Here is a 20,405-nt window from a genome sequence, read left to right on the forward strand (position 1 = left end):
GGCGTCACAGAGGCTTCTGTCGCGCGATCCGCGATGATGACCGGATGCGTTTCATGTTCGTCGGCGACTCCATGACCATCGGACGCGCCGGCGACTACACCTGGCGCTACCGGATGTGGCAGCACCTCAACTCGACCTTCGGCGGCCCCTACCGGATCGTCGGCCCGCGCTGCGAGGTCTACGACACCGCCGCCGACGCGCCCATCAGCCACGAGTACGCCGCCCCCGGCTTCCCCGAGCACGCCCGCCGCCACCTCGCCGGCTGGGGCGAGGGCTGGCAGCACATGGCGCCCGTCATGGGCGAGACCGTGGCCGCGCACCGCCCGGACGTCCTGCTGGTCTCCCTGGGCCTGATCGACCTCGGCTTCTACACCGACGCCGGGCAGACCGCCGACAACGTCCGCCGCTTCATAGCGGGCGCCCGCTCCGCCCGCCCCGGCGTCCGCATGGTGCTGCTGCCCGTCATCCCGAACAGCCGCGCAGAGGAGGACGCCCCCTTCGCGGCCGAGGTGGTTCGGTTCAACGAGCTCCTCGCGAAGGCCGTGGCCGACCTCACCACGGACACCTCTCCGATCCTGCTGGCCGCGCGCCCGGCCGCCTACGACATCCACCGGGACACCTACGACGGCACCCACCCCAACGCCTCCGGCGAGCACCGGCTCGCGGGGGAGTTCGCCGCGGTCCTGCACCAGGCCTGGGGCATCGGCGGGCCCTACCGCCCCGGGCACGACGCCGGGCCGGCGTCCTGACGGCCGAAGGGGTGGAGGCGGCCGCCGCCCGAGAGGACGGCGACCACCGTGCGGACGGCTGTTCGACTACCAGGCGAAGGCCTCCGGGGACGGTCCCGGCCCGGGGAAGATCTCGTCCAGGCCGGTCAGCAGTTCCTCGCCGAGCTCCAGTTCCAGCGCGCGCAGAGCACCGTCCAACTGCTCGGCGGTGCGCGGGCCGACGATGGGGCCCGTCACTCCCGGCCGGGTGAGCAGCCAGGCCAGGGCGGTCTCGGCGGGATCCAGGCCGTGCTTGTCGACCAGGTCCTCGTACGCCTGAACCTGGGCCCGTACCGAACTGTTGGCCAGCGCGTCCGCGGAGCGCCCCGACGCGCGGCGGCCGCCCTTGGCCTCCTTCTTGATGACCCCGCCCAGCAGTCCGCCGTGCAGCGGCGACCACGGGATGACCCCGAGGCCGTAGTCCTGGGCGGCCGGGACGACCTCCATCTCGGCCCGCCGTTCGGCGAGGTTGTAGAGGCACTGCTCGCTGACCAGGCCGACCATCCCGCGCCGGGCGGCCGTCTCATTGGCCTGGGCGATCTTGTAGCCGGGGAAGTTGGAGGAGCCGGCGTAGAGGATCTTGCCCTGCTGGATCAGCACGTCGACGGCCTGCCAGATCTCCTCGAAGGGGGTCCGGCGGTCGATGTGGTGGAACTGGTACAGGTCGATGTGGTCGGTCTGGAGCCGCTTGAGGCTGGCCTCGACGGCCCGGCGGATGTTCCGTGCCGACAGGCGGTCCTCGTTGGGCCAGGTCTCGCCCTCACGGGACATGGAGCCGTAGACCTTGGTGGCCAGGACGGTCTTGTCGCGGCGGCCGCCGCCTTGGGCGAACCAGGTTCCGATGATCTCCTCGGTGCGCCCCTTGTTCTCACCCCACCCGTACACATTGGCCGTGTCCACGAAATTCAGACCTGCGGCGAGGGCGGCGTCCAGGATGCCGTGGCTGGTCGGTTCGTCTGTCTGCGGACCGAAGTTCATCGTGCCGAGGACGAGTCGGCTGACCTTGAGTCCGGTGCGTCCGAGCTGCGTGTACTTCATGGGGCACAAGCCAACTGCTTCGAGTCCACTCCAGGCAAGAGCAGGGCGCTCGGCCGCTCCTCGTGTGTCGGCGCGTCCCGGGGCAGCGGGCCGACCGCAGGGCCGGTCACCGGTCCGCTCGCCGATTCTGCGTACGCCGGAGACTCGCCCCGGCGCCGGGTGCCGGGCGCCATCGAGCTGGGGCCGGGCGAGGAGGTGCAGGCCTACTGGCCGGTGGCGGCAGCCACGGCGACGACGAGGAACATCAGCACGAGCACACCGGCCATCACACGGTTTCGGGTCTTGGGGTCCACCCGTCGAGCCTAACGCGGCAGCCCCTGCGTCGTGGACGCAGGGGCTGTGCCGCGAGGGGTGCGCTGCCGGCCGTGGCCGGGCGGTCACTGCCAGCTCATGTCACCGTTCTGGGCGGCGACCGGGGGCTTGGCGGCGGCGATCGGGGCGGCGGAAGCCACCGCCGGGGTGCCCAGGACCAGGGCGAGGGCGACGACCGCGGCGGCCTTGACGAGGCGGGTGGCGTTCATGATGTCCGGTGTCCCTTCGGTTGCCATGAGGCGTGTCGGCGGTGGCTTCCCGGTCGGTCCCGCACCCCGCGGTGGCGCTGTCCCTTTCCGGTGAGACATAGCTAAGCCGCAGCTCAGCGGGGGGAGAAGGGGTATCTGCTGGCCCAAACCGTCCGTGGACGGATGAGGACAGCGGTCGCCACGCCCCCGGCTGTCAGCCGCTCCGCCGCTCCATCAGGGACACCGGCATCAGCGGGACGCCGACGTCCAGCAGGCGGGCCGCGGGCAGGGCCCGCGCGCCGAGCAGGCGGCGGCAGACCGACTCGGCGTGCCGCTCCGCCTCCTCCAGGGAGTCCGAGAGGAGGTAGAAGCCGAGGGTGAAGTGCTCCGCGGACTGCGGGTGCACCGCCAGGTGCTCCACCCGGTCCCTCGGCCTCAGGCCGGCGCGGGCAGCCTCGCGCAGATCGTCGGGCACTTCCACCGGGGGCACCGTCCGCAGACGGGCATGGACGAGGTACATGCCTCCACCGTCGCGTCGCCGCCCCCGTGCCGGACACCGATCCGGCAGGCCGGTTGCGGCCGTGGACGCATCTGGCCATCCGCCGCTTCTTTGAGATGATCTTTCACAGTGAAGTGCCAACGGGGGTGGGGGGAACCACATGTTGACCGAACTGGGCCTCGATGCGAGAGCCGAAGCCGTCTACCGCGCCATGCTCATGGAACCCGGGTCGGGTGTCGCCGCGCTCGCCGACGCCGTCGGGATCGGCGAGAGCGGCGTACGCGAGGCCCTGGACCTGCTGAGTGAGCTGGCCCTGGTCCAGCCGTCGGCCGACGACAGCGGGCGGTTGCGGGCCGTCTCCCCGGACATCGGGATGGAGATCCTGATGGCCCGGGGCCAGGCGGAGCTCGCCGCGCAGCAGCAGCGGCTGGAGGCGTCCCGGGCCGCCGCGGCCAGGCTGATCTCCGAGTACTCGGAGCTGCGGCCGGCCGCCCGACACCCCGGCGTGGAGCAGCTCATCGGGCTCGACGCGGTCCGTGACCGACTGGTCGCGCTGACCAGGGAGACGAAGGAGGAGCTGCTGGCGTTCTCGCCGGACGCGACGCTGAGCGAGTCGGCCCTGGCCGCCTCGCGCCCTCTGAACAGAACGCTGCTGGAACGCGGCGTCCGCATGCGCACCCTCTATCTCGACAGCGTGCGCAACAGTCGGCCCTCCGTCGAGCACGCCAACTGGCTCACGGAGCTCGGCGGCCAGGTCCGTACGGCAGCGTCGCTGCCGACCCGGATGCTCATCGTCGACCGCCGGACGGCGCTGATCCCGGTGAGCGACGACTCCGCGGCGGGTGCCGTCGTCCTGAGCGGGCACGGGATGCTGGTCGCCCTCTGCGCGCTCTTCGAGTCGACGTGGGCGACGGCGCAGCCGCTGGCGGAGGTGGCGGTCCTGGGTCCGGACGGGCTGACCTCCCAGCAGGCCGCCGCCGTACGCCTGTTGGCGGAGGGGCACACGGACGAGGCGATAGCCAAGCGGCTGGGGGTCTCCTCGCGTACGGCCCGGCGCATCGCCAACGAGCTGATGGAACGGCTCGGCGCCCGCAGTCGCTTCGAGGCCGGGGCCCGGGCCGTCCAGGAGGGCTGGCTGCCGGCGCGGGCCTGAGGCCCGCAGGCGCCGCTCCGGCAGGCGCCGCACACGAAGGCCGCCCGGCGGGTTCACGAAAGTGGTCCCGCCGGGCGGCCTTTCGCATGCGTGGAGGCAACCGGATCAGGCCACTGTGGACGGGTCCGGCCAAGGCCCTTTCGGGCCAGTTGATCTCTCTTCCGTCCGGCCCTGGCAGCGGCGAATCTAATGCCTGTCAGCGGGGCAGCCGCCCCGGAGGCAAGGACCGAAGGCCCTGAAGCCCCTCAACGGACGCCACCGCGGGACGTCCGAGGGCGATGGGTTCAAGCCACCAGCCATGCATACCGAAAGGACGAACCACGCCATGCGCAAGGGAATGCTCCGGGCCACCGCGGTCGTCGCCCTCACCCTCGGCATCACCTCCGTCGCACCGATGGCCTCCGCCCACGCCCCGGCCCACCCGGTCGCGGTGTCGGGCAGCACGGCCGGTCAGGCGGGCCCCGCCGGAGCCCTGCCGACAGCGGCGACGAGCCGTCCGTAAGGTCCCGTAGCCGGATCGCCCCGCACCACCGCCCGCACCACCGCGTCGCCCCGCGGGACCGCTGTACCTGCAGGACAGCCGTCCGTCCGCCACGTCGCACGCACCGCGCACATCACGCACTGCGCACATCACGCACTGCGCACATCACGCACCGCGACCTCACTTACCGCACATCATGCAGCGCCACCGCCGGTCGAGCCCGCGCTCCCGGCCGTCACCCCAGACCTCGCCCGACCAGAACCGGAGCACAACCATGTCCCGATACGGGTTGAACGCCCGCCATGCCGCCGTAGCCGCCCTCGTCGCCGGGGCCGTCGCCGCCGGCGCCGTCGTCGCCGTCGACACCGCGGCGGTCGCCGCCCCGGCGGCGGTCACCGCCGAGCCGCCCGCCAACCCCGACTACGGCAGCCCCGGCCAGGGCCCCGAGGGGCCGGTCGACGGGGAGTCCCGGGCGACGGCCTTCGCCGCGGAGGCCACCACGAAGATCACCCGCAGTTCGGTGATAGCCCGGGCCAAGAGCTGGGTCGGCATCGGCCTGGTCTACTCCGGCGGCGGCCGTCACGGTGGATACCGCACGGACTGCTCGGGCTTTGTCTCGATGGCCTGGGACCTGGACTTCCAGCCGGCCACCAACACCTTCGCCTCCCGCGGCGTGACCGAGCCGATCACCAAGGCGGAACTGAAGGCGGGCGACGCCCTGCTGGACGACGACGCGGGCTCTGCCGGCCACGTCGTCCTCTTCGAGAAGTGGGCCAACTCCGGCCGCACCCAGTACTGGGGCTTCGACTTCACCCCCAGCGGAGTCCACCACCGCGTCTACGACTACCCGTACTACCCGGGCTACGGCCCCTACCAGCCCGTCCGCTACAAGAACATCGCCGACGACGTGACCACCCCGCCGGCGCCCGCACCCGGCATGACCGACCTCGTCGCCGCCGACATCAACGGCGACGCCGTGGACGACGTGGTCGGCGTCGAGGCCTCGACCGGCAAGCTGTGGCTCTACAAGGGCGCCTCCAACGGCACCATCGCGTCCGGCGGCAGCCGCGTCCTGATCGGCTCGGGCGGCTGGAACGGCATGTCCAACCTGACCGGCGGCGACTTCAACGGCGACGGCCGGGAGGACATCGTCGCGGTGGAGGAGGCCAGCGGAAAGCTGTACCTCTACCCGGGCACCGGCAGCGGCCTGAACTCCCGCAAGGAGATCGGCTCGGGCGGCTGGAACGGCATGTCCGAGCTGATGGGCGGTGACTTCAACGGCGACGGCAGGGCCGATGTCGCGGGCGTCGAGAGGTCCACCGGCAAGTTGTGGCTCTACAAGGGCAACGGCGCCGGATCGATCGGCGGCGGCAGCAGCCGCGTCATGATCGGCAGCGGCGGTTGGAACGGCCTGCACGACCTCGTCGGGATGGACATCGACAACGACGGCAGGACCGATGTCGTCGGCGCCGAGCAGTCCACCGGAAAGCTCTACCTCTACACCAGCAACGGCAGCGGCCTGAACTCCCGCAAGGAGATCGGCTCCGGCGGTTGGAACGGCATGAACGACCTGATCGGCGGCGACTTCACCTCGAACGCGAACGACGATCTCGTCGCCGTCGAGAAGGCCACCGGAAAGCTCTACCTCTACCCGGGCACCGGCACGGGTCTGGGGGCGCGCAAGGAGATCGGCTCCGGGGGCTGGTAGCCCCGCGTCGCGGCGCATCTCCCCGCTCACCTTTCGCAACTCCCCTTCCCTGACACCTTTTCTTGGCACCCTCGTGCCGGTTTGGAAGCACCCCCATGTCTGTTGAGACCACCTCCCCCCTCGCCCGGTTCATGTCCCGCCGGGTCCGGATAGCGACCGGTCTGGTCTGCGCCACCGTCGCCGCGGTGGCCCTCTCGGCCGGCGGCGCGAACGCCGACGGCGGTGCGGAGGACCCGCACGGTGACCTGCCCGAGCTGACCGCCGCCGAGCTGGGCCTGCCCGAGGGCCCGGCCCCCATGGCCATGGCGGCGGCTTCCGGTGACAACCGCCCCGACTTCCAGATGCCGTTCAGGTGCGGGGAGACCTGGCAGGGCGCCTCCCGCTCGTACCACAGCCCCACCGCCCACGCGGTCGACTGGACGCACGGCGGGTCCACGCTCAACTCGCCCGTGGTGGCGAGCGCCGGCGGTGTGGCACAGGTGACCGACCTGGGCAACCGCAGCTACGGCAAGTACGTCGTCATCAACCACGGTGGCGGCTGGTCGACGGTCTACGCTCACCTCAACGGCTTCAGCATCTCCAACGGCGCCACCGTCAAGGCCGGCCAGCAGATCGGCGTCGTCGGCAGCACCGGCAACTCCTCCGGCGCCCACCTGCACTACGAGCAGCGCTACCAGGCGGACGACCAGCGCACGGTGTTCAATGGCAGCCCCTTCAGCGGCAGCGGCTCCTGGTCGAAGGTCCTGACCAGCAAGAACTGCGGCACTCCCACCCCGGAGCCCGGCATCCCCGGTCCCGGCGACCCGTCCCCCGGTACGACCGGCATGACCGACCTGGCCGCGGCCGACCTCAACGGCGACGGCGTGGTCGACGTCGCCGCGGTGGAGGCCTCGACCGGCAAGCTGTGGCTCTACAAGGGCGCCGCCAACGGCACCATCGCGTCCGGCGGCAGCCGCGTCCTGATCGGTACGGGCGGCTGGAACGGCATGTCCAACCTGACCGGCGGCGACTTCAACGGCGACGGCAGGGACGACATCGTCGCGGTGGAGGAGTCCACCGGCAAGCTGTGGCTCTACAAGGGCGCCGACAACTCGACGATCGCGTCCGGCGGCAGCCGCGTGCTGATCGGTACGGGCGGCTGGAACAGCATGTCGAACCTGACCGCCCTCAACCTCAACGGCGACAAGATCGCCGACCTGGCGGCCGTGGAGAAGTCCACCGGCAAGCTCTACCTCTACCCGGGTACGTCGAGCGGCCAGCTCGCCTCCCGCAAGCAGATCGGCTCGGGCGGCTGGAACGGCATGTCCAACCTGACCGGCATGGACCTGAACAACAGCGGCCGTCAGGACCTGGTCGCCGTGGAGAAGTCGACGGGCAAGCTCTTCATGTACCCCGGTGACAAGGGCTACCTGAGCCCGCGCATCCAGATCGGCTCGGGCGGCTGGAACGGCATGTCCGACCTGATCGGCGGCGACCTGCTGAACTCGCAGATGTCCGACGACCTGATCGCCGTCCAGAACTCCACCGGCAAGCTCTTCCTCTACCCGGGGACCGGCTCGGGAGGCCTGGGCGCCCGCAAGGAGATCGGCACCGGGGGCTGGTAGTCACCCGGCGTGAAGACGTGAAGACACGTGAGGCGGACCGTCCCCGCGGGGACGGTCCGCCTCACGGCGTGCGCCGTGCGCAGCGGCTCAGCCGACCAGCGGCCAGGCGCGTACGGTTTCGTAGCGCGGCTGCTCACCCGGCACTCCGCTCACCGGCAGGCTGCTGCGGACCAGGCTGAGCGTGTCCACCTGCCAGGACGTGCCCTCGAAGTCCGCGAGGGCCTCCAGGTAGGGGCGCAGCGGTGTGGGGGCGCCGTGCCCGTGCCGGGGGCCGCGGGTGCGGGCGAGGGTGAGGTGCGGCGTGTACCGGCGGTGCTGCTCCATCGGGATCCCGGCCCGCCGCGCGGCGGCGTCGGCCCGGTCGGCAAGCAGGCGCACGGCGTCGAGCTCGCCGGCGGCGCCGGTCCACAGGGCGCGGTCGCCGAAGTGGCCGCAGCCGTGCAGGCGCAGCGCGAAGGGCGCCGTACGGTGGGCGGCCCGCTCCAGGCGGGCGTGCAGCTCGGGGAGCACGTCGTCGCGCACCTCGCCCATGAAGGCCAGCGTGACGTGCCAGCCCGCTGGCGCGGTCCAGGTCAGCCGGTCGTCGCGCAGCGCGTGCACGGCGGCGGCGAGCTCGGCGACGGCCGCGTCCGGGGGCAGAACGGCGGCGAACAGTCTCATGCGGTGAGCGTAGGCCGTGCGCGCCGCCCCCGCGCGGGTCCGGTCGGGCCCGGCGGGGGTCGGGGGCGGAGCCCCGGGCGGTGGCGGGTCAGGCCACCGTCACCAGTTCGCGGCGTCGGGTGACGGCCGGCACGAAGGCCACCCCGCGGCGGTCGACCCGCAGCCGGAGGTTGCCGACACGGGCCAGGACCACGGCGATGGTCACCGACGCGGCCAGGGAGATGAGAGCGCCCGAGGCCATGCCGACGCGCGCGCCGTAGGTGTCCGTGATCCAGCCCAGCAGCGGGGCGCCCAGCGGAGTGCCGCCGGTGAAGACCATCATGAAGAGGGCCATGACCCGGCCCCGCATCTCGGGGTCGGTGGCCATCTGCACGCTGGAGTTGGCGGTGACGTTGACCGTCAGGCCGAAGACGCCGATGGGCACGAGCAGCGCGGCGAAGAGCCGGAAGCCGGGCGCGAAGGCGGCCACGAGGAGCAGTACGGAGAACAGCGCGGCCGCGGCCACGGGCACCCGCAGGCGGGACTGCCCCCGGCGGGCGGCGAGCAGGGCGCCCGCGAGGGAGCCGGCCGCGATCAGGGTGTTGAAGAGTCCGTAGGTGCCCGCGTCGCCGTGGAAGACGTCGCTCACGAACGCCGAGAGCCAGATCGGGAAGTTGAACCCGAAGGTGCCGACGAAGCCGACGAGCACGATCGGCCAGACCAGCTCGGGTCGGCCGGCGACGTAGCGCAGGCCTTCGCGCAGCTGTCCCTTGGCGCGCGGCCGGGGCTCGACGGGGTGCAGCTCCTTCGTCCGCATCATGAGCAGGCCGGCGATGGGCGCGGCGAAGGACAGGCCGTTGAGCAGGAACGCCCAGCCGGACCCGACGGCGGTGATCAGCACACCCGCGATCGCCGGGCCGACCAGTCGCGCGGACTGGAAGTTGGCCGAGTTGAGGCTGACGGCGTTGGCGACCTGGTCCGTGCCGACCATCTCGGAGACGAAGGTCTGCCGGGCCGGGTTGTCCACGACGGTGACCAGGCCGAGGAGCAGGGCCGCGAGGTAGACGTGCCAGACCTGGACGTGGCCGGCGAGGGTGAGTGCGGCGAGTGCGATGCCGGTCAGGCCCATCGCGCTCTGGGTGGCGAGGAGCAGGGGCCGCTTGGGCAGCCGGTCGGCGAGTACGCCTCCGTAGAGGCCGAGGACCAGCATCGGCAGGAACTGCAGGGCGATGGTGATGCCGACGGCGGAGGCGGAACCGGTCAGGGAGAGGACCAGCCAGTCCTGGGCGATGCGCTGCATCCAGGTGCCGGTGTTCGAGACGACCTGGCCGGTGGCGAAGAGCCGGTAGTTGCGGATCCTCAGCGAGCTGAACATCCCCCGGTTCCTGCCCGGGGGTGCCGCGGTGCGCGCGGCGGTGGTGGGGGTGGATATGTGGCCGGGTGCGGAGTCTGCTCCGTTTCCCGTACTCAAAAGCGTTCGCCTCCTGGCGTCGTTCCTTACAGGTGCGCGAGTTTCTCCAGGACGGGTGCGGCCGCGCGCAGCTTGGCCCATTCGTCCTCGGTCAGCTCTGCCGCGAGCCCGGCCAGGAAGGCGTTGCGCTTGCGGCGGCTCTCTTCGAGCATCGCTTCGGCTTCCTCCGTCTGGCGGACCACCTTCTGGCGGCGGTCGTCGGGGTGCGGTTCCAGCGTGACCAGTCCCTTGGCTTCCAGCAACGCGACGATGCGCGTCATGGACGGTGGCTGGACGTGTTCCCGCCGCGCCAGCTCACCGGGGGTGGCCTGGCCGCAGCGGGCGAGGGTGCCGAGGACCGACATTTCGGTCGGGCTCAGCGACTCGTCGACGCGCTGGTGCTTCAGGCGCCGCCCCAGCCGCATGACGGCGGAGCGGAGGTCGTTCACGGCGGCAGCGTCGTCGCCATGGGAGAGGTCAGGCATGTATTTAGAGTAACTCATTACTCTCGCTAAAGAACACCGGGTTTCCGGTCGCGCGCGGGTGCGTGTCAGGTATGCGCCAAGTCACTCGTACGGGTGAGTCGGCGGCCGAAAGCGACCCGCGCGCGCACCCTGTGCCCCGACTCTTTCGGCATGGGGACACATGTGCTGAGCATGCGCATAGACGGGGAGCTCCTCGACAGGCTCCGGATCCATGCCGCCAAACGCGGAATGAGCGTCCAGGACTATGTGGTCCGGACGCTCATTCGCGACGACTTCGACGAGCGCTTCAAGACGGCCGTCGACGAGACGGAGAAGTTCTACGGGCTGACGTGAGCCCGCCCGTGCGCTAGCCGAGGCCGAGCGCGGGCATCGCGTAGAAGAAGACGAACACCGCCGACACCACGTACATGGCGAGCGGGACCTCGCGGCCCCGGCCGGTCGCCAGGCGCAGCACGCTGAAGGCGATGAACCCGATGCCGATGCCGTTGGTGATCGAGTAGGTGAAGGGCATCATCACCATGGCCAGGAAGGCCGGCACGGCGATGGTGAAGTCGCTCCAGTCGATGTCCTTGATCGATCCCGACAGGATCAGGAAGCCCACCGCGACCAGCGCGGGCGTCGCGGCCTGGGACGGGACCATGGTGGCCAGCGGGGTGAAGAACAGCGCCACGGCGAAGAGGGCGCCCGTCACGACGTTCGCCAGGCCCGTACGGGCACCCTCGCCGACGCCGGCCGTGGACTCCACGAAGCAGGTGGTCGCCGAGGAGGAGCTCGCGCCGCCCGAGGCGACGGCGAGGCCGTCGACGAACAGGACCCGGTTGATGCCGGGGAACTCGCCCGTGCTCTTGTCGATCAGCTTGGCCTCGTCGCCGACGCCCAGGATCGTGCCCATGGCGTCGAAGAAGCAGGACAGCAGCACGGTGAAGACGAACAGGATGCCGGTGAGCAGTCCGACCTTGCCGAAGCCGCCGAACAGGCTGACCTGGCCCACGAGCCCGAAGTCGGGCGCGGCGACCGGGTTGCCGGGCCAGGCCGGGACGGTCAGGCCCCAGCCGGAGTCCGGCAGGTCGGCGGCGAGCTGCACGACGACCGCGACCAGGGTCATGGCCACGATCGAGATCAGGATCGCGCCGGGGACCTTGCGGATCAGCAGGGCGAGGGTGAGCAGGGTGCCGACCGCGAAGATCAGGACGGGCCAGCCGTGCAGGTGGCCGTTGCCGCCGAGCTGCAGCGGGACGGTGGTGTGCGCGGCGTCCGGGATGCGGGAGACGAAGCCCGAGTCGACCAGGCCGATCAGCATGATGAACAAGCCGATGCCGATGGCGATGCCCTTGCGCAGGCCCAGCGGGACGGCGTTCATGACGCGCTCGCGCAGTCCGGTGGCCACCAGCAGCATCACCACGAAGCCGGCCAGCACCACCATGCCCATCGCATCGGGCCAGCTCATGCGCGGGGCGAGCTGGAGGGCCACGACGGTGTTCACGCCGAGGCCCGCGGCGAGGGCGATGGGGACGTTGCCGACGACGCCCATGAGGAGGGTGGTGAAGGCGGCCGTCAGGACGGTGGCCGTCACGAGCTGGCCGCTGTCCAGCTGGTGGCCGTACATGTCCTTCGCGCTGCCCAGGATGATCGGGTTCAGCACGATGATGTACGCCATGGCGAAGAAGGTCGCGAAACCGCCGCGGACCTCACGGGCCACGGTCGAGCCGCGCTCGGAGATCTTGAAGTGGCGGTCCAGCCCGCCGGAGGGCCCTCGGGGGGAAGACTCCGGAGCGGCGGGTGCGGGGGCGGGGGCCGGGGTGCTCATACGGTCCTCATGGGTGGTTCATACGAAGAAAATGGGCCGCGCCCAAACCGTTTCAGTATGAACACATCAGGGAAGGGCCGTCCATCTCCGCGCGTAGACACTGACCTGCCGGGCGGAGGTCCTGGTCGGACGGGTTCCGGACGGGTCCGGGACGGGTCCCGCTTAAACTGGCCGCATGGCGAAATGGACTGCGAAGCATGAGGCGCCCGAGCCCCTGGAGGGCCCCGTCGTCGCGACGGTCACCGGAGGAACGATCCTCTGGTTCGCCCTCTTCGTGGTCCAGCTGCCGTTCTACGGATGGTTCGCCGACCGCGGTCAGCTGTGGTGGGTCTGGACGTGCGCGGCCGGCGGCTTCCTCGGCCTGATCGGCATCTGGTACGTCCGTGGCCGTGAGGCGGCCCTCCGGCGGCACGCCGATACGCAGGCGGCGGAGGCCGCCCACGCCGCGGGGCCGGCGGGGGCGGCCGGGGCCGCGCAGGCCGGCCGGTCGAACGGGGCCGCGGGAGCCTAGGGCTCCGGGCCCGGCCGCGACCAGCGGACGATTCGGGTCATCCCCAAGTCGTATCTTCGGACTTTTCGGCGGGTGGAGCGTTCGAACCCCGCTTACCGTCGAAACCATGACGCATGGGGCGAGGATCGAGCACGACGGGCCGGAGCCGACCGGTGGTCCCGGCACGGCCATCGACGCGGGGACCGAGCTCGACCCCGTACACCCCGTACGGCCGCCGGCACCCCGCTTCACGCCGGGCGGGCTGACCACGGCCGAGGTCGCCGAGCGGGTGGCCCGCGGGGACGTCAACGACGTCCCCGTCCGCTCCTCGCGCTCCACCACCGACATCGTCCGCGGCAACGTCTTCACCCGGTTCAACGCCATCATCGGCGTCCTGTGGGTGGTCATGCTCTTCGTCGCGCCGATCCAGGACAGCCTCTTCGGCTTCGTGATCATCGCGAACACCGGCATCGGCATCATCCAGGAACTGCGCGCGAAGAAGACCCTCGACTCCCTCGCCGTCATCGGCGAGGCCAGGCCCAGCGTCCGCCGCGACGGCCGGACCGCCGAGATCTCCACTTCCGAGATCGTCCTCGGCGACGTCATCGAACTCGGCCCCGGCGACAAGGTGGTCGTCGACGGCTCCGTCGGCGAATCCGACGGCCTGGAGATCGACGAGTCCCTGCTCACCGGCGAGGCCGACCCCGTTCTGAAGAAGCCCGGCGACCAGGTCATGTCCGGCTCCTTCGTGGTCGCCGGCGGCGGCGCGTTCACCGCCACCAAGGTCGGCCGCGAGGCCTACGCCGCCCAGTTGGCCGAAGAGGCCTCCCGGTTCACGCTCGTCCACTCCGAGCTGCGCTCCGGCATCTCCACCATCCTGAAGTACGTCACCTGGATGATGATCCCGACCTCCATCGGCCTGATCATCAGCCAGCTCGTCGTCAAGGAGAACAACCTCGACGACGCCATCGCCCGGACCGTCGGCGGGATCGTGCCGATGATCCCCGAGGGGCTCGTCCTGCTCACCTCCGTGGCCTTCGCGATCGGCGTCATCCGCCTCGGCCGCAAACAGTGCCTCGTGCAGGAACTGCCCGCCATCGAGGGCCTTGCCCGCGTCGACGTGGTCTGCCTCGACAAGACCGGCACCCTCACCGAGGGCGGCATGGACGTCACCGAGCTCCGCCCGCTCGGCGGCGCGGACCCGGAGTACGTCAAGAAGGTGCTCGGTGCCCTCGGTGAGTCCGACCCCCGCCCCAACGCCAGCCTCCAGGCGATCATCGACGCCTACCCCGACAGCGCCGAGTGGCGGTGCACCGAGTCCCTGCCCTTCTCCTCCGCCCGCAAGTACAGCGGCGCCAGCTTCAGCGAGGGCGACGGCGAGAACAACACCTGGCTGCTCGGCGCCCCCGACGTTCTGCTGCCCGCCGGGGACCCCGCCCTCGACGAGATCAACGACCTCAACGAACAGGGCCTGCGGGTCCTGCTGCTCGCCCGCTCCGCCCGGGAGCTGGACGACGAGGCCGTCGCCACCGGAGTCAGGCCGACCGCGCTGGTCGTCCTGGAGCAGCGGCTGCGCCCCGACGCCGCCGACACGCTGCGCTACTTCGAGGAGCAGGACGTCAAGGCGAAGGTCATCTCCGGCGACAACGCGATCTCCGTCGGCGCCGTCGCAGGCAAGCTGGGCCTGCCCGGAGCCCAGAACACCGTCGACGCCCGCACGCTTCCTGCGGAGCAGGCCGAGATGGCAGAGGTCCTGGACGGGAACTCCGTCTTCGGACGTGTCACCCCGCAGCAGAAGCGGGACATGGTCGGCGCCCTGCAGTCCAGGGGCCACACCGTCGCCATGACCGGCGACGGCGTCAACGACGTGCTCGCCCTCAAGGACGCCGACATCGGCGTCTCCATGGGCTCCGGCTCGGAGGCCACCCGCGCGGTCGCACAGATCGTCCTCCTCAACAACAGCTTCTCCACACTGCCGTCGGTGGTCGCCGAGGGCCGCCGGGTCATCGGCAACATCACGCGCGTGGCCACCCTCTTCCTCACGAAGACGGTCTACTCGGTGCTGCTGGCCATCCTGGTGGTCTGCTCGCAGGTCGAGTACCCCTTCCTGCCGCGGCACCTGACCCTGCTGTCCACCCTCACCATCGGGATCCCGGCCTTCTTCCTGGCGCTGGCCCCGAACAAGGAGCGCGCCAAGCCGCACTTCGTGAAAAGGGTGATGCGCTACGCCATCCCCGGCGGCGTGATCGCGGCGACGGCCACCTTCGTCACCTACCTGATCGCACGCCACCACTACACGGGCGCCGAAGCCCTCCCCGCGGAGACCAGTGCCGCGACGCTGACGCTGTTCCTGACCTCGATGTGGGTCCTCGCGATCATCGCGCGCCCGTACACCTGGTGGCGTGCGGCCCTGGTGGGTGCGATGGGTACGGCCTTCCTGATCGTCCTGATCGTGCCGTGGCTCCAGGACTTCTTCCAGCTCAAGCTGGTCGGCACCACGATGCCGTGGACTGCGGTGGCGATCGCGGCGGCCGCCGCGGTCCTCATCGAGTTCACCTTCCGCTGGGTGGACCGCAGGTTCCCGGCCTGACCGCTGCGACGGGGCTCAGGCCAGGCCGTCCGCCTGGAGGCCGGCCAGGACGGCCCGGCCCAGGGTGTGGACCGCGGACTGGGGGCGGACCATCACCGTGAACTCCTTGATCCGGCCCGCCCCGTCGAAGTGCAGCATGTCGATGCCGTGGATCTCCTTGCCGTCCACCGTGGCCCGGAAGGGCAGGACGGACGCCGGCGCCTCGGTGCCGTCCGCGCCGGTCTCGGTCGCGCCGTCGAAGTGGCCGACGTAGCGCAGGTCCTCGAAGACGCGCAGCAGGACCCCGAAGAGCCCCAGCACCATCGGCCTGCCCTCGAACGGGCGGAACTTCACCGGGCTGTACAGCCTGATGTCCTCGGTGAACAGGTGCTCCAGCGCGGAGAGGTCACGCCTCTCCACGGCGGCGCGGAAGCGTTCGGCGGTCTCCCTCACGGACTCCACGGACTCCACGGCTCCTCCAGATGCGGATGCGGCTACCACTACTCAAGGAATTGACTACTCAGTTTCATGAGTATCATGCGGGGGAGCGCGAGGAAAAGGAAGGGGCGGTCGCGATGGCCCTGCGGCATGCCGTACTGGCGGCGCTGCTCGACGGTGAGTTCAGCGGCTACGAACTGGCGAAGTCCTTCGACATCGGCGTCGCGAACTTCTGGCACGCCTCCCCCCAGCAGCTCTACACCGAGCTCGCCAGACTGGAGAAGGAAGGCCTGGTCGAGGGCCGGCAGGTGGTCCAGGAAACCCGGCCCAACAAACGCCTCTTCCGCGTCACCGACGCCGGCCGGACCGAACTGGAGGAATTCGCGGCCGCCTCGTCCAAGCCCTCGGTCATCCGCGACGACCTCCTGGTCAAGGTGCAGAACGCCGACCGGATCGGCACCCGGCCCGTGATCGCACAACTGGAGGAACGGGCGTCCGCGGCCGACGCCAAGCTCGAACTCCTCGGCAAGGTCCTGCGCAGGATGCGCGGCGACCTGGACGAGGAGGAGTTCCTGCTCCACGGCGAACGCATCGGCGGCTACCTGACCTGCCTGCGCGGCATCGCCTTCGAACAGGGCCACCGCGACTGGTGCCGCCGCAGCGCGGCGATCCTGCGAGAGCGAGAGGGGCGGACCAGCCGTGCCGAGCACTGACTACCGGCGCTACGTCGCCCTGGGTGACAGCCAGACCGAAGGCCTCGGCGACGGCGACGACACCACGGGCCTGCGCGGCTTCGCCGACCGCTTCGCCGGACACCTGGAGGCCGCGCGCCCCGGCCTGCGCTACGCCAACCTCGCCGTACGCGGACGGCTCGCCGGCCAGGTCCGCGCCGAACAGCTCGGCCCCGCGCTGGCCCTGCGGCCCGACATCGCCACCGTCGTCGCGGGTGTCAACGACGTCCTGCGGCCCCGGTTCGACGCGGCGCGGGTCGCGGGCGAGGTCGAGGAGATGTTCGCCGCGCTCACGGCGGCCGGCGCCCACGTGGCCACCGTCACCTTCCCCGACCTGGGCCGGATCGTGCCGATCGCCCGGCCCCTCGCACCCCGCCTGGGCGACCTCAACGACCGCATCCGCGAGGCGGCCGCCCGGCACGGCGTCACCGTCGCCGAGACCGCCCTGCCGGACGCCGTCGCCGACCCGCGGATGTGGACCACGGACCGGCTGCACGCCAGCTCCCTCGGCCACGAGCGCATCGCCGCCGCCCTCGCCCACGCCGTCGGCCTGCCCGGCAGCGATGACAGCTGGGCGCACCCGCTGCCGCCGCGGGCCGCCCCCGCGCCGGGTGCGGCCGTCGCGGCCGAGCTGCGCTGGGCGGCCGCCTTCCTGGGCCCCTGGCTGGGCCGCCGACTGCGCGGCCGCTCCTCCGGCGACGGCCGGAGCGCCAAGCGCCCCGACCTGCTGCCCCTGGCCGCCGCGAGCGCCGGCGAGCGGTGACCCGACCCGCGTCCCAGCCGGGATGCCGGGACGGCCCTCAGTCGAACCAGCGGTCCCGTGCCAGCTCCGCCGTGCGGGACGGGTCCTCCAGAAGCGCGGCCACCTCGAAGCGGCGCGGCCACTGGCCCGCGGACCAGGCCAGGCCCGCCGCCACGCCCTCCAGGGTGGACGCGTGCAGGGTGCCGTCGGGTGTGCGCCGCCAGTCCAGCTCCGTGCCGCCCGCGACCAGCTCCTCGTGCTCGACATACGTCGCCGGCGTCGCCGGGCCGAGCAGCACCCGCACCGCCTCCGGCACCTCGTGCTCCTCACCCGGCGTCGTCACCTCCGCCGGGACCGTCTCCGACAGCCGGCGCACCTGGAGCAGCTCCGCGAGGTCCGCCGCACGTACCGGGGACACCGGCAGCAGGGGCAGCCCCGCCGCCAGCGGCAGCAGGTCCGGGGCGTCCGCGATCACCGCGTCCGCCGCATCCACGACGACCACCTCGCCGTCCTCCACCGCCCGCAACTCGTCCGGCAGGGTCACCTGCTCGGGGTCGAGATCGGCCAGCGCGTTGTACAGGCCGTGCAACTGCCGGTCGGTCACCTCCCGGTCGGGGTCGGCGAGCCGGCCCAGCAGCTCCGCCGCACCGCCGGGCTCGTCCAGCAGCGCCGGCACGGACGTCCGTACGCCCAGCGCCCGCAGCACCTGCTCGTCCTCGAAACCGGTGGCGTCCGCCGAGGTGTAGAGGCCCTCCAGCAGCGGGTCACCGCCCGCCGCCCGCAGGCCCGCCGGGCGGCGGCCGTCCAGCACCGGGTGGTCGCGCAGCCACCACGCCGTGTACGGGCGCACCGACTGCGTCGTCCCGTCCGGCAGCAGGATCCGCACCGGCTGGGTCAGCGCGTCCCGCAGCGGCGGCTGCGCCAGCATGGCGAGGGCCTGCGGCCAGCAGCCGTCGTCGACGAGGTCCAGGTCGCGCACGGCCACCAGCTCGGTCGCCACCGGCGGGACGGGCAGGTCCGGCAACTGGTCCAGCACGTCCTCGCACCACACGTCCACCGCGTCCAGCAGCCCCGCGTCGTCCGGCTCGGCGTAGTCGCCCTCCCGCGGCTCCAGTTCGTCCGGGTCCAGGACCACGTCGGTGGCGCGCACCAGCTGGAAGGAGGCCAGCACCCCGCAGGCGGTCAGCGGGGCCTCGCCCCACCGCTCGGCCAGCTCGGCGTCCACGAACGGGACCTCGTCCTCGCGGATGACCGAGGCCAGGGGCGATCCCGGCAGCAGCAGTTCACCGGCGGGAGTCAGCTCCCCGTCCTCGTCCGGCAGGGCCAGCGCGCCGAGCCACGGCTCGTCGCCGGGCGCCAGTTCCGCATCGCGGACCAGCCCGAGGACCACCTCGGCGAGCTCGTCGGCGTCCAGGGTGTCGGCGTCCTCGTCCCAGATCTCCCCGGCGTCCAGGGACGCGGCCACCGCGGCCCGCACCTGCGGGGTCGTCAGGACCGCGCGCGCCGTCGCCGGGAGAGAGCCGAGCTTCTCCAACAGCGGGTGCGCCGCCTCCGGGTGGGCCACCTTCAGCCCCAGCCGGGCCAGGTCCGCGGGCGTGTCCGCGTACGGGAGCAGGACGTGCCGCGGCCCGATCGTCGTACGGCCGTCGGCGAGCGGCACGGGCAGCCCCGACAGGCGGTCGGGGTCCACCCCGGCGAGGCTGTCGTACAGCCGGTACCACCACTCGGGGGTCCGCTCGATGCCCGCGATCCGCTCGACGGCATCGCCCAGCGGGAGCCGGCCCACGCCCAGGGTGCGCAGCTCGGCGCGACGCTCCAGGCCGGCCGGCAGCAGGGTCGGCAGGACCTCCGCGAGGACCCGTACGGTCTCGGCGCCCGCGCCCTCCACCACCTCGGCCTCGAACGGGCGCAGGGCGCCCCGCTCCTCGGCGTGCTCGGGCGGCGCGGCCGGTGCGAGGAACGCCGTACGCGGCAGCCGCTCCAGCACGGCGGCGCGCAGGGCGCCGTCCAGCTCGCCCTTGCCGAGCGGGCCGGGCACCAGGTCCACGAGCCCGGTGCCCACCGGATCCCAGGCGCCGAGGAGTTCGGCGTAGGCGTCGGCGGCACGCTGCACGAGGAAGTCGGTCAGCGGCCCCGGTGCGGGGTGGCGGCGACTGGTGTCCAGCGGCAGGGTCGCGATGAGCAGTGCCGGGATGCCCAGCGGCTCGTCGGTGGGCGTCGGGGCGTGCACCACGGGTGCGGTGCTCGGGCGCAGCGGGGCGCCGTCGGCGTCGACGGGCACCGCCCACGACACCGCCCAGGCGGGCCGCAGCCGTTCCTCGACGGGCCGGTCGGCGAGCAGCGCCTTCTCGATGGCGCCGCCGTGGCGGACGGTGCGCCAGCGGTTGGTGCGCGTGCCGGAGCCGGTGGTGTCCTCGACGACGGTGTAGGCGCCCTCGTCGCGGCGGGTGAGGGTGCGCGAGCCGGCCCGGGTCTCCACGACGACCTCGCAGAGTCCGGGCAGGGTCAGCAGCAGGGCGTCGTCGATGCCCGCGAGGAGCCGTTCGACGAGGTCCTCCGCGGCGGCGTCGCGCAGCGGCAGGACCACGACGGTGTCGTAGCCCTCGGGGGCGGTGCCCTCGGCGGGCAGCGGGAGGCGCAGCAGCGGCACGTGACCGTCGCGGCGGCGCAGTTCGTCGCCGAGGCCGGGGCTGCCGACGGCGGCCTCGCGGGCCAGTTCGCGGGCCTCGGCGAGGGACCAGCGGACCCCGCCGTGGCGGCCGAGCACGGCCGGCTCGTCGCAGACGGCGAGAACGGCTGCGAAGCCGACGCCGAAACGGCCCACGCTCTCCGCGGCGGGCTCCCGCTTGGCGGAGGCGCGCAGGGTGCTCAGGGACTCCACGCCCGTCGCGTCCAGCGGGGCGCCGGTGTTGGCGACGGCCAGCAGCGCGCGTCCGGCCTCGCCCTCGTGGAGGGTGAGCCGCAACCGGCCGGGCGCCTCGGCGCGGGCCGCGGCGTCGGCGGCGTTCTGGGCCAGCTCGACGACGAGCCGGTCCCGGTAGCCGCCGAGCGCGAGGTCCTCCTCGGCGTTGGCGTCCTCGCGAAACCGGGCCGGGCCCGCTCCCCAGGCGTCGAGCACGCCGCGCCGCAGCCGGGCCGTGCCGAAGGGGTCCGTGCCGCTCTGGGCCGCCGTCACTCGCACGCTCACGCCGCTGCCTCCAAGAATCGCCCAACGAACTCCTGAAGGTATCGCGTGGCGGGCCGCGCCTCGCCCCTGAGGTGGGCGAACCCGGGGACGCGGGAGCCCCCGGTGACGGGACGTCAC

General features: G+C 72.2%; 19 protein-coding genes. 10 read left to right on the forward strand and 9 right to left on the reverse strand.

Going from position 1 to position 20,405, the window contains the following annotated elements; all coding sequences use genetic code 11:
- Positions 1 to 44: 44 nt before the first annotated feature.
- Positions 45 to 749: a GDSL-type esterase/lipase family protein gene (locus ACFW2G_RS24260; RefSeq protein WP_384583563.1), complete on the forward strand. Its 705-nt coding sequence runs from the start codon at positions 45 to 47 to the stop codon at positions 747 to 749.
- 66 nt (positions 750 to 815) lie between these two features.
- Here the strand turns inward: ACFW2G_RS24260 and ACFW2G_RS24265 are convergent, their stop codons facing one another.
- The 3 genes from ACFW2G_RS24265 to ACFW2G_RS24275 form a co-directional block, all read right to left on the reverse strand.
- Positions 816 to 1,805, reverse strand: coding sequence for an aldo/keto reductase (locus tag ACFW2G_RS24265; protein ID WP_384583566.1), 990 nt, complete (start codon positions 1,803 to 1,805; stop codon positions 816 to 818).
- A gap of 377 nt (positions 1,806 to 2,182) precedes the next feature.
- A complete protein-coding gene (locus ACFW2G_RS24270) occupies positions 2,183 to 2,326 on the reverse strand; it encodes a hypothetical protein (protein ID WP_157840289.1) in 144 nt (47 codons plus the stop codon).
- Positions 2,327 to 2,519: 193 nt separating this feature from the next.
- On the reverse strand, positions 2,520 to 2,825 hold the full coding sequence (locus ACFW2G_RS24275) for a hypothetical protein (RefSeq protein ID WP_037924805.1): 306 nt from the start codon (positions 2,823 to 2,825) through the stop codon (positions 2,520 to 2,522).
- Positions 2,826 to 2,964: 139 nt separating this feature from the next.
- Between ACFW2G_RS24275 and ACFW2G_RS24280 the strand changes: the two genes are divergently transcribed.
- From ACFW2G_RS24280 to ACFW2G_RS24295, 4 genes are all read left to right on the forward strand, one after another.
- Positions 2,965 to 3,957: a helix-turn-helix domain-containing protein gene (locus tag ACFW2G_RS24280; protein ID WP_384447750.1), complete on the forward strand. Its 993-nt coding sequence runs from the start codon at positions 2,965 to 2,967 to the stop codon at positions 3,955 to 3,957.
- A gap of 325 nt (positions 3,958 to 4,282) precedes the next feature.
- The gene (locus ACFW2G_RS24285; RefSeq protein ID WP_384447747.1) at positions 4,283 to 4,459 is read left to right on the forward strand and encodes a hypothetical protein; all 177 of its coding nucleotides are present in this window, start codon (positions 4,283 to 4,285) and stop codon (positions 4,457 to 4,459) included.
- Between the two features lie 253 nt (positions 4,460 to 4,712).
- The gene (locus tag ACFW2G_RS24290) at positions 4,713 to 6,146 is read left to right on the forward strand and encodes an FG-GAP-like repeat-containing protein (protein WP_384583569.1); all 1,434 of its coding nucleotides are present in this window, start codon (positions 4,713 to 4,715) and stop codon (positions 6,144 to 6,146) included.
- Positions 6,147 to 6,241: 95 nt separating this feature from the next.
- The gene (locus tag ACFW2G_RS24295; RefSeq protein ID WP_384583572.1) at positions 6,242 to 7,750 is read left to right on the forward strand and encodes an FG-GAP-like repeat-containing protein; all 1,509 of its coding nucleotides are present in this window, start codon (positions 6,242 to 6,244) and stop codon (positions 7,748 to 7,750) included.
- Positions 7,751 to 7,837: 87 nt separating this feature from the next.
- Here ACFW2G_RS24295 and thpR read toward each other — a convergent pair whose 3' ends face one another.
- The 3 genes from thpR to ACFW2G_RS24310 all read right to left on the reverse strand — a co-directional run bounded on the left by thpR (position 7,838) and on the right by ACFW2G_RS24310 (position 10,324).
- On the reverse strand, positions 7,838 to 8,410 hold the full coding sequence (thpR, locus tag ACFW2G_RS24300) for an RNA 2',3'-cyclic phosphodiesterase (RefSeq protein WP_384583576.1): 573 nt from the start codon (positions 8,408 to 8,410) through the stop codon (positions 7,838 to 7,840).
- Positions 8,411 to 8,498: 88 nt separating this feature from the next.
- Positions 8,499 to 9,860, reverse strand: a complete 1,362-nt coding sequence (locus ACFW2G_RS24305) for an MFS transporter (RefSeq protein ID WP_384447736.1) — start codon at positions 9,858 to 9,860, stop codon at positions 8,499 to 8,501.
- 26 nt (positions 9,861 to 9,886) lie between these two features.
- On the reverse strand, positions 9,887 to 10,324 hold the full coding sequence (locus ACFW2G_RS24310; protein WP_030662370.1) for a MarR family winged helix-turn-helix transcriptional regulator: 438 nt from the start codon (positions 10,322 to 10,324) through the stop codon (positions 9,887 to 9,889).
- Positions 10,325 to 10,474: 150 nt separating this feature from the next.
- Between ACFW2G_RS24310 and ACFW2G_RS24315 the strand changes: the two genes are divergently transcribed.
- Positions 10,475 to 10,657, forward strand: a complete 183-nt coding sequence (locus ACFW2G_RS24315) for a ribbon-helix-helix protein, CopG family (RefSeq protein WP_078556757.1) — start codon at positions 10,475 to 10,477, stop codon at positions 10,655 to 10,657.
- Between the two features lie 13 nt (positions 10,658 to 10,670).
- Here ACFW2G_RS24315 and ACFW2G_RS24320 read toward each other — a convergent pair whose 3' ends face one another.
- The gene (locus tag ACFW2G_RS24320) at positions 10,671 to 12,131 is read right to left on the reverse strand and encodes an NCS2 family permease (protein WP_384447732.1); all 1,461 of its coding nucleotides are present in this window, start codon (positions 12,129 to 12,131) and stop codon (positions 10,671 to 10,673) included.
- Positions 12,132 to 12,306: 175 nt separating this feature from the next.
- On the opposite strand from ACFW2G_RS24320, the gene ACFW2G_RS24325 reads away from it, so the two are divergent.
- Positions 12,307 to 12,642 (forward strand): DUF2530 domain-containing protein, encoded by a 336-nt coding sequence (locus tag ACFW2G_RS24325; protein ID WP_037924816.1) that lies wholly within the window; start codon positions 12,307 to 12,309, stop codon positions 12,640 to 12,642.
- Between the two features lie 106 nt (positions 12,643 to 12,748).
- Positions 12,749 to 15,211: an HAD-IC family P-type ATPase gene (locus tag ACFW2G_RS24330; RefSeq protein WP_384447729.1), complete on the forward strand. Its 2,463-nt coding sequence runs from the start codon at positions 12,749 to 12,751 to the stop codon at positions 15,209 to 15,211.
- A gap of 15 nt (positions 15,212 to 15,226) precedes the next feature.
- Here ACFW2G_RS24330 and ACFW2G_RS24335 read toward each other — a convergent pair whose 3' ends face one another.
- On the reverse strand, positions 15,227 to 15,643 hold the full coding sequence (locus ACFW2G_RS24335) for a nuclear transport factor 2 family protein (RefSeq protein WP_384583597.1): 417 nt from the start codon (positions 15,641 to 15,643) through the stop codon (positions 15,227 to 15,229).
- A gap of 122 nt (positions 15,644 to 15,765) precedes the next feature.
- Between ACFW2G_RS24335 and ACFW2G_RS24340 the strand changes: the two genes are divergently transcribed.
- A complete protein-coding gene (locus tag ACFW2G_RS24340; RefSeq protein WP_384447723.1) occupies positions 15,766 to 16,341 on the forward strand; it encodes a PadR family transcriptional regulator in 576 nt (191 codons plus the stop codon).
- Positions 16,328 to 17,122, forward strand: coding sequence for an SGNH/GDSL hydrolase family protein (locus tag ACFW2G_RS24345; RefSeq protein WP_037924823.1), 795 nt, complete (start codon positions 16,328 to 16,330; stop codon positions 17,120 to 17,122). Before ACFW2G_RS24340 ends, ACFW2G_RS24345 begins: the two co-directional genes overlap by 14 nt.
- A 37-nt stretch (positions 17,123 to 17,159) precedes the next feature.
- Here the strand turns inward: ACFW2G_RS24345 and ACFW2G_RS24350 are convergent, their stop codons facing one another.
- A complete protein-coding gene (locus ACFW2G_RS24350; protein WP_384583579.1) occupies positions 17,160 to 20,288 on the reverse strand; it encodes a sacsin N-terminal ATP-binding-like domain-containing protein in 3,129 nt (1,042 codons plus the stop codon).
- Positions 20,289 to 20,405: the final 117 nt, after the last annotated feature.

The organism is Streptomyces sp. NPDC058880 (assembly GCF_042742535.1).
In the GTDB taxonomy this organism is placed as follows: Bacteria; Actinomycetota; Actinomycetes; order Streptomycetales; family Streptomycetaceae; genus Streptomyces.